Origin of the sequence: Haloferax sp. Q22 (assembly GCF_001482285.1) — an archaeon.
Taxonomy (GTDB): Archaea; Halobacteriota; Halobacteria; order Halobacteriales; family Haloferacaceae; genus Haloferax.
The window spans coordinates 210,010-223,945 of sequence record NZ_LOEP01000037.1; the positions used below are offsets into that span (position 1 = coordinate 210,010).

Below are 13,936 nucleotides of genomic sequence, written 5' to 3' on the forward strand. Positions count from 1 at the left end.
ACCCGCCCGCAAGAGCGTTCCGCCCGCACCCGACGAAACCACTTTGTCGGGCGCTACCGAATCGCGTGGTATGAGACGAGAGTTCACCGGCTACCGCCGGGAGAGCGGCCGCATCGGGGTCAGAAACCACGTCGCCGTCCTTCCGACCTCGGTCGCGTCGTCCTGCGTCGCCCGCGGCATCGCGGCCGAGGCGGGGGCGTGGGCGCGCGCGACGCCGCACCAGATGGGCGCGAGCCAACCGGACGAGTCGCGGGAACAGACAGAGCGGGTGCTGGTCGGCGTTGGGCGAAACCCGAACGTCGGCGCGGCGCTCGTCGTCGAGTTCGGAACCGAGGACATCGACGCCGACGAGATCGCGGACCGAATCGCCCGAGACGGCAAGCCGGTGGAGACGCTGTCGGTCCGTGAGGTCGGCGGGACGGCCGCGGCCCTCCAGCGTGGACGCACCGCCCTCGACTCGTTGAACGAGGCGGCCGCGAACGCCCGTCACGAGTCGGCCGACGCGAGCGAACTCGTCGTCGGCGTCGAGTGCGGCGGGAGCGACGCCACCTCGGGCATCGCCGCCAACCCCGCCGTCGGCGACGCCTGCGACCGTCTCGTCGCGGCCGGGGGAACCGCCTCGTTCAGTGAGACACCGGAGTTCATCGGCGCAGAACATGTTCTCGCGGAGCGGTGCGCCGACGAGGAGACCCGCCGCCGACTGCTCGACCGCGTCGAACGACGCGAGGCGACGGCCGACCTGATGGGCGTCGACCTCCGGGGTGCACAGCCCTCGCCCGGCAATCAGGAGGGCGGGCTCACGACTATCGAGGAAAAGAGCCTCGGAGCCATCTCCAAGGGTGGGACGACCCCCGTTCGCGGCATCGTCGACTACGCCGAGCGGCTGCCGGTCGGCGGCGGCCTCGTCCTGATGGACACGCCGGGCTACGACGTGGAGAGCGTCGTCGGCAAGGTCGCCGGCGGGGCGCAGATTATCGTCTTCACCACCGGTCGCGGGAGTACCACCGGCAACCCCGTCGCGCCCGTGGTGAAGGTCACGGGCAATCCTCGGACGTGGGAGCGCATGCGGGCGAACATGGACGTGAACGCCGGGGCGGTGGTCGAGGGCGACGCGACCATCTCCGAGGCGGGTGAGCGCGTCTTCGACGAGGTGCTCGCCGTCGCCGACGGGAAGCGCACCGGGGCCGAGACGCGCCGGATGGAGGAGTTCGCCATCACGGAGGTCCACCCGCGCGAACTCGCGGAGGTGCGGAGCACATGAAGGGTCGCGTCCTCGGTGGTGCCGCCCTCGTGCTGGCCGACGGCGACAGCGTGGCGACGGCGCTCGAAGACCTCGAGGCCGGGCGCGAGATCCACAACGGGAACCACGCAATGACCCTCACCGACGACGTTCCGTTCGGTCACAAGTTCGCCCTCGAACCCCTGTCGGCCGGCGAGACGGTCCAGAAGTACGGCGAGGTCATCGGGCGGGCCACGGAGGCGGTCGCGGCCGGCGAGTGGGTCCACACGCACAACTGCGAGAGCACTCGCGGCCGCGGCGACGTGGCGGCGACGGAGGCGGAGCGATGACCGAGAACCGCCTCTCCAACCGAATCGGCCGCGACTCGTTCGCGGGCTACCGCCGACCCGACGGCCGCCTCGGAATCCGCAATCGGGTGCTTGTCCTCCCGTCGGTCATCTGCTCGCACGTCGTCGCCGAGGAGATAGCCGCCCGCTCGCCGGGCGCGGTGGCCGCGCCCCACGACCACGGCTGTGGGCAACTGGGCGCGGACGCCGAACAGACCGAGCGGACACTCGTCGGCCTCGCCGGTAATCCCAACGTCGCAGGGACGGTCGTCGTCGGACTCGGCTGTGAGACGGTCCGGAGCGACGTCGTCGCCGCGGCGGTTGACGAGTGCGGGCTTCCGGTCCGCGAACTCACGATACAGGATGCGGGCGGGACCGACGCCTGCGCCGACCGCGGCGTGGCCGCCGTTGCCGACCTCCGCGAGTCGGCGGCCGCGCAGGAGCCAGCGGAGGTGGACGAGTCGACCGCAACAGCCGACGAACCGGCGGCGACCCTCAGCGACCTCACGGTCGGCGTCGTCGTCGACGACCTCGCGGACTCGACCAGACGGCACGCGCACCCGCTCGTCGCCGAGTTGGTCGAGCGAGTCGCGGCGGCCGGCGGGCGGGTCGTCGTCGCCGGAAACGAACGGTTCGCCGCACACCCCGACGAGACACGGGCACTCGTCGGCGACGCGGCCGCTGACCGACTGCTCGACGCGGCGGACCGCCCCGCGAGAGCGACGCGCGTCGGAACGGAGGCGGCGGCCCAAGGCTTTGAGGCCGCCACGGGATTCATCGGCGACGCACCGGTCGCGGGTGTCGCGGCGTACGGCGAGCGGGTCGGCGATGGGGACGCCGCGGGTGAGGGCGGGGTAACACTACTGGATGCGCCCTCCCGTGTCGAAGAGGCCGCGACCGGCCTCGCCGCCGCGGGCGCGCATCTCGTCCTCCACGTCACGGGACAGGGGACGCCCGCCGGCCATCCCATCGTTCCGGTGGTGAAGCTCTCCGGCGACGCAGACACCCTAGCGGCCGTCCCCGGTGACATCGACCTCGATGCCCGCGAGGCGGACGCGGACGACCTCGAATCGCTCCTTCTCGCCGTCGCCGACGGCGACCGGACGTGCGCCGAGCAACACGGACTCACGGAGTTCGCCATCGCCCGCGCCGGTCCGTCGACCTGAGCCCGTTCCGGCAATTCGGACGTGTCAGTGAGGTGAACGTGTCGCCTTCCGCCTCGCCAATCTTTATTGGGTGGTAGTGTCACACCGAGTCGTAGTGGTAGTCAATCAGCAGGCTCGACCAGCGAGTCGAGGGCAGCGAAGCGCACTCGCGCTCATCGGCGTCTCCCGCGTCGCGTGCGGGTCGCTCTTCGGGACGGCGATGGCGCTCTACATCGGAGAACAGGGGTCGCCATTCGAGGTGACCCTCGCGTACGCGGCGTTCTCCTTCGGACTGTTCGTGTTCGCCCCGGTCTGGGGCGCAATCGCCGACATCACGGGGCGGCGGCGCGCGATACTCATCGGCACCGCGTTTCTCTCGACGCTCGCTATCGTCCCGCTGACCGTGACAGCGTCGGTCCCGCTCCAAATCGTCTGTCGGGGCCTCTTCGCGGTGTTCACCGCCGGCTTCCAGTCGGTGATTCTCACCATCGTGAGCGAGTCGGGCGGCGAGTCGGAGCGCGGGCGCTCCATCGGTTTCTACAGCAGCGCCCGCTCTACCGGAGCCATCAGCGGTCGGCTGTTCGTCGGCTATCTCGTCGGCCTGCTCGTGCCGACCGACCTCTATCTCGTCGTCGTCGGCCTCGGCCTCGTGGCGACGCTCCTCACGCTCCGCATCGCCGACCCGACGCCGCCGTCCGAAGAGACGCTGACCACGGGTCGACTCCTGGGGGAAGTCCGCGGGCGACTCCTCCCCGGCGGCGCGCGGCGGGAACTGTTCGAGCGGACCGGACTCGGCTGGCTGTACGTCGGTATCGTCCTCCGGAACATGACCGAGAAGGGCTTCATCTCGGTCGTCCCGGTGTTCCTCGTCGCCGACGTGGGGCTCTCGAACGTCGTCATGGGCGCCGTGCTCGCGGTCAGTCCCGCGGTCCGAGTCGTCTCGATGTACGGCTTCGGCCGCCTGAGCGACAGCATCGGCCGGAAGAAGCTCATCGTGGGCGGCCTCGCCGGCAGCGGCGTGCAGGCGCTCGTCGTCGTGCTCGCGCTCGTCCCCGACGGGCAGCTCGCCCGCATCGGTATCAGCAGCACCGCCTTCGTCGTCCACGCGGTCACGTTCTCGATGCTCACCGTGGGGACCATCGCCTTCGTCGCCGACGTGGCCCCGGTCGACCGCGAGTCCGAACTGATGGGACTTCGCTCGACCGCCCGCGGTCTCGGCGGCGTTCTCGGACCGCTTCTCGTCGGCGTGCTCGCCACCCGGTTCGACTACGCCACGGCGTTCGTCTGCACCAGCGTCCTCGCGTTCGTCGCCGCCGGGCTGGTCGGGCGGACGCTCACCGAGAGCTTCTCACCCGAGTGAGCCGCTCCACGCCGTACAACCGTCCGACACGCTGGTAAACGCTTATCACGCCACCCGCTGTCGTTCGAGTCGATGACGCCTACAGTCGCCACTTCCCCTTCGCCCGACGGTGAGCGCCGATGACCGAGACGCCGATTCGGGTCGGTATCGTCGGCTGTGCGAGTATGGGCCGGTCCCACGCCGAAGCGCTCGCGGACATCGACGGTGCCGAACTCGTTGGCTGTGCGGACCACACCCCGGAGACCGCCCAGTCGTTCGGCGAGACGCACGGCTGTCCGTCGTACACTTCCCACGCCGACCTGTTCGCCGACGCAGCCCTCGACGCTGTCTGCGTCTGCACGCCCAATGGGGCCCACCGCGACATCGTCGTTGACGCCGCGGCGGCGGGCATCGACGTGCTCTGCGAGAAACCGCTGGAAATCACGCCCGGCCGCGTCGACGATATGGTCGTCGCCTGCCGCGACGCCGGCGTCACCCTCGCTTGCATCCTTCAGCGGCGGCTGTTTCCCACGATGCAGTTCGCCCGCGAGGTGGTCGGCGACGGTCGGCTCGGACGACTCGTGTTCGCCGACGTGCGGGTGAAGTGGCACCGCGACCGGTCGTACTACGACGACTCGTCGTGGCACGGGAGCGCGAACCTCGACGGCGGCGTCCTGTTCACGCAGGCGCTCCACGGTATCGACCTGCTCCAGTGGGTCGCCGGCGACGTGTCACGGGTTGCCGGCACCGGCGACGCGCTGTATCACGATATCGAAGCTCCCGATACGGCCGCGCTCTCGCTCCGGTTCGAGGACGGCGCGCTCGGGCAGGTGTCGGCGACGACGGCGACGCGGCCCCAACAGGCCATCAGCCTCGAATTCAACGGGACGGAGGGAACGCTTCGTGTCACCGAGACGGGCGTCGAACTGTTCGAAGTGAACGGGGAGAAACAACCCGTCGAACTCCCCGACCCACGCCCCGACGGCCCGCACGTCGCCCAGATACGCGACTTCGTCGAGGCCGTCTCGGAGGGCCGACCGCCGATGGTGCCGCCGGACGAGGCGAGAAAGGGAGTAGACATCGTCTTCGCCGCCGAGCGCTCGGACAGTCGCGGCGAGTGGGTGTCGGTGTCGTCTGTCGGCGACCTCCGCGACGCGGACGACTGAGCGTGCTGACTCGCCCGACGACTTCTCTCCGCCTTCGCCCGTCAACAGCTATTTCAGTCTCTCCCGCGTCGCCCCGGTATGGAGAGTGTGACTCTCGGTATCATCGGTTGTGGAGCCATCAGCGACGTGTACTTCGAGGCGGGGAACCGCTTCGACGCCCTCGACATCGTCGCCTGCGCCGACCTCGACACGGACCGCGCGGAGTCGAAGGCGGACGAGTACGGCGTCCCCCACGTTCTCCCGACTGAGGACCTGCTCGCGGACCCCGAAATCGACGTGGCGGTCGTGCTCACGCCGGCGGGAACCCACGGTGACCTCGTGTCCGCCGCCCTTCAGGCGGGCAAACACGCCTACACCGAAAAGCCGCTCGCGGCGACGAAGGCCGAAGGTGAGGCGATTCTGGAGACTGCCGCCGAGCGCGGACTGACCGTCGGCGTCGCGCCCGACACCGTCCTCGGCACCGGCATCCAGACCTGTCGCGACCTCATCGACGAGGGCCGCATCGGCGACCCCGTCGGCGCGACGGCGTTCTGGTCGAACCACGGCCACGAACACTGGCACCCGGACCCCGACGGCTTCTACGCTGAAGGCGGCGGCCCGCTTTTCGACATGGGGCCGTACTATCTCACGTCGCTCGTGACGCTCCTCGGTCCGATTCAGTCGGTCGCCGGCACCGCGAACACGCCGTTCGAAGAGCGCGAGATAACGAGCGAGCCGCGCCGCGGCGAGCGGATTCCGGTGTCGGTGCCGACCCACGAGACAGCCGTCGTGACTTTCGAAAACGGCGCGACGGGGACGCTCCTGACGAGTTTCGACGTATGGGGGTCCGAACTGCCGGGATTCGAGATTTACGGCACCGAGGGGACGCTGAGCGTCACCAACCCCAACCGGTTCGACGGGACGCCTCGCGTCCACCTCAGCGACGACGACGACGGCGAGTGGCGCGAGGTTCCCGTCGAGCGCGACCACCCCGGCCAACAGCGCGGCCTCGGCCTCGTCGACCTCGCGTACTCGCTCGACGCCGACTGGGACCACCGGACCAGCGGCGACCTCGGATTCCACGTCCTCGAAGCGATGGACGGCATCCGCGAATCCGCCGAGGAGGGCGCGTACGTCCAGCTCTCGGCGCAGTGCGAGCGCCCGCCGTCGGTCCCCGACGGCTTCCCGACTGACGTCGGGCCCGCGGGCGACGCGGAGTGAACTCGGGAGCGAACAGGGAATCAGTACGGAGTAAAAGCGGACGCCGGTACGGGAGCGAAAACAGGCATCGGTGCCGGTACCGGGTCCGGTGTTGGCGACGGCGTCCGAACGATAGTTCGAATCGAGGCTTTTCTTTCAGTCGGCCGGTTGTTCCGCGTCGTCGGCGACGCCGATATCGAGGTCGTCGGTGAGCGGCTCGCTGTTCCGGTAGTCGATTCTGTCGTGCGCGTCGAAGCAGGCCGCCTCGTGGCGGTCCGACGGGCCGCTCATACCGGAGAGGTCCGGCGTGTTCGACGTGCAGTACTCTCGCGCCTCGGGACAGCGGGTGTGGAATCGACAGCCGCTCGGCGGGTTCTCCGGGTCCGGGATGTCGATTTTCCTGACCGGCGGCGTCTCGATGGGGTCGTTTATCTCCGAGAGGCCGGAGGTCGCCCACAGGAGGCTCTTGGTGTACGGGTGCTGGGGGTTCTTGATAATCTCGTCCGCCGGGCCGATTTCGACGATGCGGCCGAGGTACATGACGGCGATGCGGCCGTCGGCGCGACCGGCGAGGTACCGGGCGTTCGCCATGTTGTGCGAGATGAAGACGAACGAGGTGCTGAACATCTCCTGCAGTTCGAGGAGCAGGTCCATCAGGTTCACCCGAAGCGACACGTCGAGGGCGCTCACGGCCTCGTCGGCGAGGATGAGGTCCGGTTCGAGGAGCATCGACCGGACGATGACGGTCCGCTGGGCCTCCCCGCCGCTCAGTTGGTGGGGGTACCGCGAGGCGTAGTCGTCCGCGGGCGTGAGTCCGACCGTGTCGAGCATCTGGTGGACGAGCTCCCGGCGCTCGACGAGGTTGAGCTCCGGCCGCCACTTCTTCAGCGCCGGGTTGAGGTTCTTGAATATCGTCCGGTTGGGGTCAAGCGAGTTACCGGCGTCCTGGTGGACCATCTGGAGCGACTTCCGAATCTCCTTGTACGGGATATCGCCGGGTTCGAGGTTGGACTTCCAGATGTCCTGCCCGCGGAAGCGGACCGTCCCCGAGGTGGGACGCTGGAGGCCGATCATGGCCTTTCCGAGCGTCGTCTTGCCGCAGCCGGACTCGCCGACGAGCGCGACCACGTCGTTCTCGCCGATGTCGAGCGAGACGTTGTCGACGGCGCGGACGACGCCCTTGTCGTCGCCGAGGAAGCGGTCGAGAATGCCCTCGTTGCCGCCGAAGTGGACGCTCAGGTCGTCGACGCGGAGCAGGGGGTCGTCGCTCATTTCGAGACCTCCTTCTTGAGGGGAATCGTCTCGCGGGCTTCGTCGGTGTAGAAGCACGCGGCCCCGTGGTCCTCGGACACCTCGATGAGGTCAGGGTTCGTCGCCCGGCACTGCTCGTCGGCGAGCGGGCACCGCGTGTGGTACGAACAGCCCTTCGGGACGTTCAGCGGGTCGGGACTCGTCCCCTCGATGGACGCCATCTCGTCGAGGTCGGCGTCGATGTCGGGTATCGAGTTGAGCAGCTCCCGCGTGTATGGGTGTGCGGGGTTCATGACGATGTCCTCGACCGGGCCGAGTTCGAGCAGTTCGAAGGCGTACATCACCGCGAGGCGGTCGGAGATGCGCGCGACGTGGCTCAGGTCGTGCGTCACGATGACGATGGTGAGGTCGTACTCGGTTTTCAGCTCCGAGAGGAGCTTCAGAATCGACTGCTGCATCAGGAGGTCGAGCGCGGCGGTCGGCTCGTCCATCACGAGCACGTCGGGGTCGAGGATGAGGCTCAGCGCGATGAGCGCGCGCTGTTTCATCCCGCCGGACAGCTCGTGGGGGTACGCGTCGAGGACGCGGTCGGGTTCGAGGTGCACGTCGGAGATGAGCTGTCGGGCGCGCTCCATCCCCTCTTGGATGTCGTAGTCGTGCGCGCGGAGCGTCTCGACGAAATGGTCGCCGATGCTGAGCATCGGATTGAACGAGTCGAGCGCCCCTTGGACCACCATCGAGACGCGCTCCCAGCGGAACCGGCGAAGCTCCTCTTTGCTCAGGTCGTTGACCTTGATTGGCTCGCCGCCCTCCGGCGGGTTGAACACCACGTCGCCGGTGAGCGTCCCCGGCGAGTCGATGGCGTCGAGCATGGAGTCCGCCAGCATCGACTTGCCGGAACCCGACTCACCGACGACGCCGAGGACTTCTCCCCGCCGGACGTTTATCGACACGTCGTCGAGGACTCGCGCGTCCCCGCGTTCCATCGCGAACGCGACGCTCGCGTTCGTTATCTCTAAGACGTTGTGCTCGGCCGTCGGCTCGTCTGGCATCTTCTGTTTGGTGTGTTGTGTCGCCATGGTCAGTCCCTCTCGTCGGTTCGTACGGCGGGCGAGCGACCCCACCCGTCACGCGTGCCTATCGTCAACATGTGACCGTAGTAGGAATCTATCACGTTCAATACTACTTAATACTTTCCGCCGACGCAGTCGAGGAGCGCCGATATCGGGGCCTTCGGACGGTTCGGCTGCCGATACCGGCAAGCTATAAGTCCGTCCGCGATGTCCGTGCTGACATGGCGCAAGCGCAAACGCGACAGAACGTACTGTGGACAGTTCGCTCCAAAATCGGCGGTATCACCTCGACGGTGATTCTCCTCGGAGCGCTGTTGATTCTCTTCGGTGCCGCCCTTCAGACCGGCGTCTGGGCGGGAATGTTCGGAATAATCGGTGGATTGCTGGTGTTCGTCGCCGTCGCGTTCCGGGTACTGATCTGGGCGTACCGGCTGTTCTGATCACATCATGGTGAATCCGTAGTACACCCCGATGAGCAGGATCACGAGTATCACGAGGCCGAGCAGGTACCGCGTCGTATTTCCTTCTTTCTCCACTTTCATGGTTGAAGTCCGTTTCGTAGGTCGATAGCGCGTGTGTTAACCTTTTCCCTGAGACAGCGTGACGCGGCCGCTCTCGGGTCGAGATAATCGAAAAAACAGCGACGCGAAACGGACCGGCTGGTCCGGTTGGTTAGTCCGCGGCCGATGCGGCACCGTCGCCGCCTTCCGAGCCGCCGCGACCGCCTTCCATGTCGTCGGTCGAGACGGTCGCCGCGTGCCGGGCGCGGAGACGGGGGTTGAACAGTCGGTCCGTCCCCTGCGCGAACAGCTGGAGGCCGTACGTCATCGTGACGATGAACAGTATCGGCGCGAGCAGCCAGTGGAAGCGGTCCATGCCGGACAGCGCGCCGCCGTTGCGGGCGATGTTGAGGACGACGCCCCAGTTGCTCGTCGTGAACGGCAGCACGCCGATGAAGTACAGGCCGACGGACTCCATCAGGATGTTCCGCATGGAGCCGACGGTCCCCATCGTCAGCATCGGCATGAGCCGGGACATGACGTTCTTCGAGAGGATGCTCGACGTGGGTAGTCCCAGCACGCGCGAGGCCTCGACGTGGGACTCACCGCGGATGGTGAGCACCTGCGAGCGGAGCTGTCGGGCCAAGCGTGGCCAGTTGTCGATGGCCAGCACGAATCCAACGAACACCGGACTCTTCGGTTCGAGAATCACCGCGAGGACGATGACGAGCGCCAGGCCGGGGATGTTCATCATCACGTCGGTCACCGTCATGAGCACCTTGTCGATGACGCCGCCGAGGTAGCCGGACGTGACGCCGAAGAAGATGGCGAGCCCGAGCGTGACGAGGGCCCCCGACAGCATCATGACGAGCATCGGACGGGTCGCGAGCACCTGCTGTGCGAGGAGGTCGCGGCCGATGTCGTCGGTGCCGAGCGGGTAGCGCATGTTCTCTAGCGGTTGCAGGAGAATCGGTCCCTGCATCGGTCTGACCTCGGGGACGATGTACGGCCCGAACAGCCCGAGGAACCCGAAGATGCTGAGGATTATCGCGCCGACCCGCGCCCGCGGGGAGGTCCAGATGATGCGGAACGGGGTCAGGAGGCTCTGGTCGATTCGCTCTTTGATGTACTCCCCGCGCGAGAAGTCGGAGCTATCGACGTCGAAGCTCATCGCACCGCTGGCCGAGATGCGGTTGCCCTCGATGCGGTCGTCGATGGTCTCGGTCTTGTCCGCGCCGCCGCCCCGCAGGCGGTTGACGAACCGCTGGAGGGTTTCGCGGTACGACCGCGAGTAGGACTCACGCTGGGTGTGACCGGCGCGGGGGTCGATGAAGCCGTAGGTGAAGTCGGCGATGAGCAGGCCGACGACGGTGACGATGGTAAAGAGGATGACCGCCGCCATGACCGTCGTGTAGTCCCGCGCCATCGTGGCCTCGTAGAAGTAAAAGCCCATGCCGCGGTATCGGAATATCTGCTCCATGATGACCGAGCCGCCGAACAGGCTGGCGAGGCCTGCCATGAGGCCGGTGTACATCGGCAGCATCGAGTTCCAGCCGATGTACCGCAGTTGAATCCGGCTGTCGGGCAGTCCCCTGAGTTCCGCCACGTCGACGTAGTCCTCACCGATGATGCGGGTACAGTGCGCGCGGAACTCGAGGCCGCCCCACGAGGTCAGCGCGAACGACATGATGGGCAGCGCCGCGTGTCGCAGCACGCTGGCCATGAATTCGATGTTGAACCCGGGCGTGAGCGCGTTGTCGTACCGCCCTCCGTTGGGGAAGAACTCGGTGCCGAATCCGAGCGTGAACAGCAGCACGAGGCCGACGATGTAGTACGGGACGGCGTCGGAGAAGATGACGAAGTAACTCCCGACAACGTCCCAAGTGTCGCCCTCGTGGACGGCGAGGAAGCCGCCGATGAGGAACACCATGATGGTGCCGATAACGAGGGCGAAAAGCGAGACGAACATCGTCCACGGGATGGCCGGTCCGAGAACGCTCCAGACCGGGTCCGCGTAGAAGATAGACCGCCCGAAGTCTAGTTGCGCAACCGATACGATGTATTCGACGTACGCCTGCAGCATCGGCTTGTCCGGGTTGACGTTCGAGTACATCTCGACCATCTGGTTGAGGCGGGTCGACGAAACCGCCCCTCCGGACCGCTGTCTGATCTGCGCGGCGATGTAGTCCATCGGTCCGCCCGGTATGAGCCGAACCGTCACGAACGAGAACGTGATCGCCGCCCAGACCGTTATCAGGGCCTGCGCTATCCGACGCACGTAGTAATTTTTCTCGACCATCCTTGCTAGTTCTTACCTCTCATGTGGGTACTTAATTATTATTAATAGGGCTACTTTCGTCCGCACTCGACCGAACCGACCTCGCCGTCGTCGCGTCCGGAGGCGGCGCGTTGCGCCCCCGGACGAGGAGTTCACCGCATGGCTGATACGTTCTGACTGACTCGGTGAGACGACGGGTTCTCGTTCAGGTGGCGGCGCCCGGTTCGGTTACTGGCCTCCCTCCGCCGGGTGGAAGTATTCGGTTCCCATCTTGGCCATGTACTGGCAGTAGGAGTACTGACCGATCTCGACGATTTCGTAGCGGTACGCCGGGTTCAGGTTGTTGTTTGGCGGCTTCGTCGCCCAGTTGTCGTGATTCAGCCAGTAGCCACCCGTGCCGCCCTCCTCGTTGATGAGCATCATCGGGAGCGACTGGTTGAATATCCACGAGACTTCCGCGACCTTCTGTCTGCGCTCTTCGTCGGACATCTGCGTCCGGAGCTCGTTGAGCTTGTCGATGACGTCGACTTCCTGGAGATCGCCGGTCGGGTCGCCGATGGGGTATGGCACCTCGACGACGCGGTCCATCGCCCAGCTGTCGTTGCTCGGAAGCGGCTGTCCGGACAGCGACTCTTGGACTCTGAAGGAGTTCGAGAAACCGAGGAACGGCGGGCCGGATTTCGCGCCGCCCCAGTTGTCGAACAGCAGCTCCCAGTCGCCGGATTCCATGGTCTTGCCGGCGCGGATCGTCGACTCCTGTGCGGTCACTTCCGTCTGGAGACCGAAACTGTCCAGGTAGGACTTCGCGATCTGCGCGAACCGCAGGGCCATCGGCTCCTCGTCGGACGTGGCCGTGTAGAACCGGAGGGTGACGTTCTCGCCGTTCGGGTCCTTCCAGCGGTTGCCCGACTTCGAGAAGCCGGCGGCCTCGAGGAGTTCGGTCGCCCGCTGTTCGTCCACGTCGTCTTCGGTGTGGGCGTACCGCTCGAGCTTCGCGAGGTCGCCGCTCGGCCAGTTCGAGTTCCCGCCGAACCATGGCACTTCCTTGTCCTGCCCGATACCGGACGGAATGCGGTCTTCGACCCAGTAGGTGCCGTAGTCCGGAACCCACTCGACGAGCGGCTTCCGGGGGACGATGTGGTGAATCGCCTTCCGGACGCGCGGGTCGCCGGTGATGTCGCTCTGACAGTTGAGCAGGACGCCCATCGCCCCGCTGCGCATCTGCGGCGTGATCTGGTCCTCGGAGAGGCTGTCGGCCGGCCCCCACCCGTTCTCCTTGAGTCGGTCACGGGCTGACTGCGACTCCGGCGGGTAGCTCACGTCGATGACGCCTTCCTGCATCGCCTTGGTCCGCTGTTGCTGGTTCGGGTAGCGGTGCCAGTCGAGGCTGTAGTCTATCATGTCGCCCGTGATTTCGCCGCTCGACCACTCGGCGTCGCTGAAGGGGCTGACGTAGTCGTCGTAGGGTTCGAAGTGCGCGACGTTCTCCTCTCCACTGACGAACTCCCAGACGGAGTTCCCCGGGACGTTCGCGTTGTCCCAGACGTTCTTTTGAACCGCCTGCATCATCTCCTGCTGGGCAGAGGTCCGTTCCGAGTCGGTGGTGGCGTCGTCGAACATCTCGGCGTACTTCCCCCAGATGTCCCGGTGCGCCCAGAGCCACGCGCGGCGCTTCATATGACCGAACTCGAATATCTCCCGGCTGATGTCTGGCTCGACTAGGTCGAACGTGAGTTCGTACTTCCCGGTCGTCTCCACGTTCTCGTACAGCGGTTGCGCGCCGTAGCCCTTGTGGACGGTCTGCATCAGCTTGCCGATTTTGAGCTGGGTCGCCACGTCCTCCGCGGTTAGGTCGTCGCCGTTGTGCCACGTGTAGCTGTCGCGGACGTTCCACGCGACCTGTCCGTTGTCGGCGTACTCCCAGTCTTCGATGACCATCCCCTTCGTCTTGTTCGACACCTTGTCGTGGACGGCCAACTGGTCGAACATCGCCCAGTACCACCGGAACGAGAAGTTCGCGGCGTTACCGTAGGGGTTGAATCGAGCGTTCGTCGGCGCGAGCGAGATGATGTGGTCGAGCGTTCGACCCGACGACTGGCCGGTCGAATCGCCCTCGGTCGTTGTGCTCCCGCCGCCACCACCCTCGTTCTCGAGCGGCGTCGGCGTGTCTTCGTTACCACCACTACTACAACCGGCCAGCGCGGCGGCGCCGGCCGTGGCACCGAACGCGTTTCGAAGCAGACGACGGCGTGTCTGTGGTGATACGTCTTCCCACTCGTCATCGCTGATCCACTTGTCGGACTCAGCGCTGCTTTGCGAATCCATCACACAGTATCCATTATGACTATCCTATATATACCCATCGATAATGGTAATTATCTACTGACAATTATTTGATTGCGCGGCCGCGCTCGTGTCCCTCGCGACGCGCGGGGCGGT

The 13,936-nt window shown here is 66.4% G+C and carries 11 protein-coding genes; 7 read left to right on the forward strand and 4 right to left on the reverse strand.

Annotated features, from left to right (window positions below; genetic code table 11):
- Window positions 1-70 precede the first annotated feature (70 nt).
- From AM590_RS17800 to AM590_RS17825, 6 genes are all read left to right on the forward strand, one after another.
- A complete protein-coding gene (locus tag AM590_RS17800; RefSeq protein WP_058828635.1) occupies window positions 71-1,261 on the forward strand; it encodes a UxaA family hydrolase in 1,191 nt (396 codons plus the stop codon).
- Entirely contained in the window at window positions 1,258-1,569 is a 312-nt protein-coding gene (locus tag AM590_RS17805; protein WP_058828636.1) for a UxaA family hydrolase, read from the forward strand. Before AM590_RS17800 ends, AM590_RS17805 begins: the two co-directional genes overlap by 4 nt.
- The gene (locus tag AM590_RS17810) at window positions 1,566-2,732 is read left to right on the forward strand and encodes a UxaA family hydrolase (protein WP_058828637.1); all 1,167 of its coding nucleotides are present in this window, start codon (window positions 1,566-1,568) and stop codon (window positions 2,730-2,732) included. Before AM590_RS17805 ends, AM590_RS17810 begins: the two co-directional genes overlap by 4 nt.
- Before the next feature lie 154 nt (window positions 2,733-2,886).
- On the forward strand, window positions 2,887-4,071 hold the full coding sequence (locus tag AM590_RS17815) for an MFS transporter (RefSeq protein ID WP_345775628.1): 1,185 nt from the start codon (window positions 2,887-2,889) through the stop codon (window positions 4,069-4,071).
- Window positions 4,072-4,190: 119 nt separating this feature from the next.
- On the forward strand, window positions 4,191-5,216 hold the full coding sequence (locus tag AM590_RS17820; protein ID WP_058828638.1) for a Gfo/Idh/MocA family protein: 1,026 nt from the start codon (window positions 4,191-4,193) through the stop codon (window positions 5,214-5,216).
- 78 nt (window positions 5,217-5,294) lie between these two features.
- Window positions 5,295-6,416: a Gfo/Idh/MocA family protein gene (locus AM590_RS17825; RefSeq protein WP_058828639.1), complete on the forward strand. Its 1,122-nt coding sequence runs from the start codon at window positions 5,295-5,297 to the stop codon at window positions 6,414-6,416.
- 135 nt (window positions 6,417-6,551) lie between these two features.
- Here the strand turns inward: AM590_RS17825 and AM590_RS17830 are convergent, their stop codons facing one another.
- Both AM590_RS17830 and AM590_RS17835 read right to left on the reverse strand, forming a co-directional pair.
- Entirely contained in the window at window positions 6,552-7,667 is a 1,116-nt protein-coding gene (locus AM590_RS17830; RefSeq protein WP_058828640.1) for an ABC transporter ATP-binding protein, read from the reverse strand.
- Window positions 7,664-8,725 (reverse strand): ABC transporter ATP-binding protein, encoded by a 1,062-nt coding sequence (locus AM590_RS17835; RefSeq protein WP_058828674.1) that lies wholly within the window; start codon window positions 8,723-8,725, stop codon window positions 7,664-7,666. The genes AM590_RS17830 and AM590_RS17835 overlap by 4 nt, the downstream gene beginning before the upstream one ends.
- Before the next feature lie 215 nt (window positions 8,726-8,940).
- On the opposite strand from AM590_RS17835, the gene AM590_RS17840 reads away from it, so the two are divergent.
- A complete protein-coding gene (locus AM590_RS17840) occupies window positions 8,941-9,159 on the forward strand; it encodes a hypothetical protein (RefSeq protein WP_058828641.1) in 219 nt (72 codons plus the stop codon).
- Window positions 9,160-9,391: 232 nt separating this feature from the next.
- Here AM590_RS17840 and AM590_RS17845 read toward each other — a convergent pair whose 3' ends face one another.
- Window positions 9,392-11,518 carry an ABC transporter permease subunit gene (locus AM590_RS17845; RefSeq protein WP_058828642.1) on the reverse strand — a complete coding sequence of 709 codons (2,127 nt, stop codon included), beginning with the start codon at window positions 11,516-11,518 and terminating at the stop codon, window positions 9,392-9,394.
- Window positions 11,519-11,725: 207 nt separating this feature from the next.
- Window positions 11,726-13,822 (reverse strand): ABC transporter substrate-binding protein, encoded by a 2,097-nt coding sequence (locus tag AM590_RS17850; protein WP_058828643.1) that lies wholly within the window; start codon window positions 13,820-13,822, stop codon window positions 11,726-11,728.
- Window positions 13,823-13,936 lie beyond the last annotated feature (114 nt).

Bases quoted from the DNA above. Each gene is read 5' to 3' on its own strand.
- AM590_RS17825 (WP_058828639.1), top strand. From the start codon at position 5,295: ATGGAGAGTGTGACTCTCGGTATCATCGGTTGTGGAGCCATCAGCGAC.
- AM590_RS17800 (WP_058828635.1), top strand. From the start codon at position 71: ATGAGACGAGAGTTCACCGGCTACCGCCGGGAGAGCGGCCGCATCGGG.
- AM590_RS17835 (WP_058828674.1), bottom strand. From the start codon at position 8,725: ATGGCGACACAACACACCAAACAGAAGATGCCAGACGAGCCGACGGCC.
- AM590_RS17810 (WP_058828637.1), top strand. From the start codon at position 1,566: ATGACCGAGAACCGCCTCTCCAACCGAATCGGCCGCGACTCGTTCGCG.
- AM590_RS17820 (WP_058828638.1), top strand. From the start codon at position 4,191: ATGACCGAGACGCCGATTCGGGTCGGTATCGTCGGCTGTGCGAGTATG.
- AM590_RS17850 (WP_058828643.1), bottom strand. From the start codon at position 13,822: ATGGATTCGCAAAGCAGCGCTGAGTCCGACAAGTGGATCAGCGATGAC.
- AM590_RS17805 (WP_058828636.1), top strand. From the start codon at position 1,258: ATGAAGGGTCGCGTCCTCGGTGGTGCCGCCCTCGTGCTGGCCGACGGC.
- AM590_RS17840 (WP_058828641.1), top strand. From the start codon at position 8,941: ATGGCGCAAGCGCAAACGCGACAGAACGTACTGTGGACAGTTCGCTCC.
- AM590_RS17845 (WP_058828642.1), bottom strand. From the start codon at position 11,518: ATGGTCGAGAAAAATTACTACGTGCGTCGGATAGCGCAGGCCCTGATA.
- AM590_RS17830 (WP_058828640.1), bottom strand. From the start codon at position 7,667: ATGAGCGACGACCCCCTGCTCCGCGTCGACGACCTGAGCGTCCACTTC.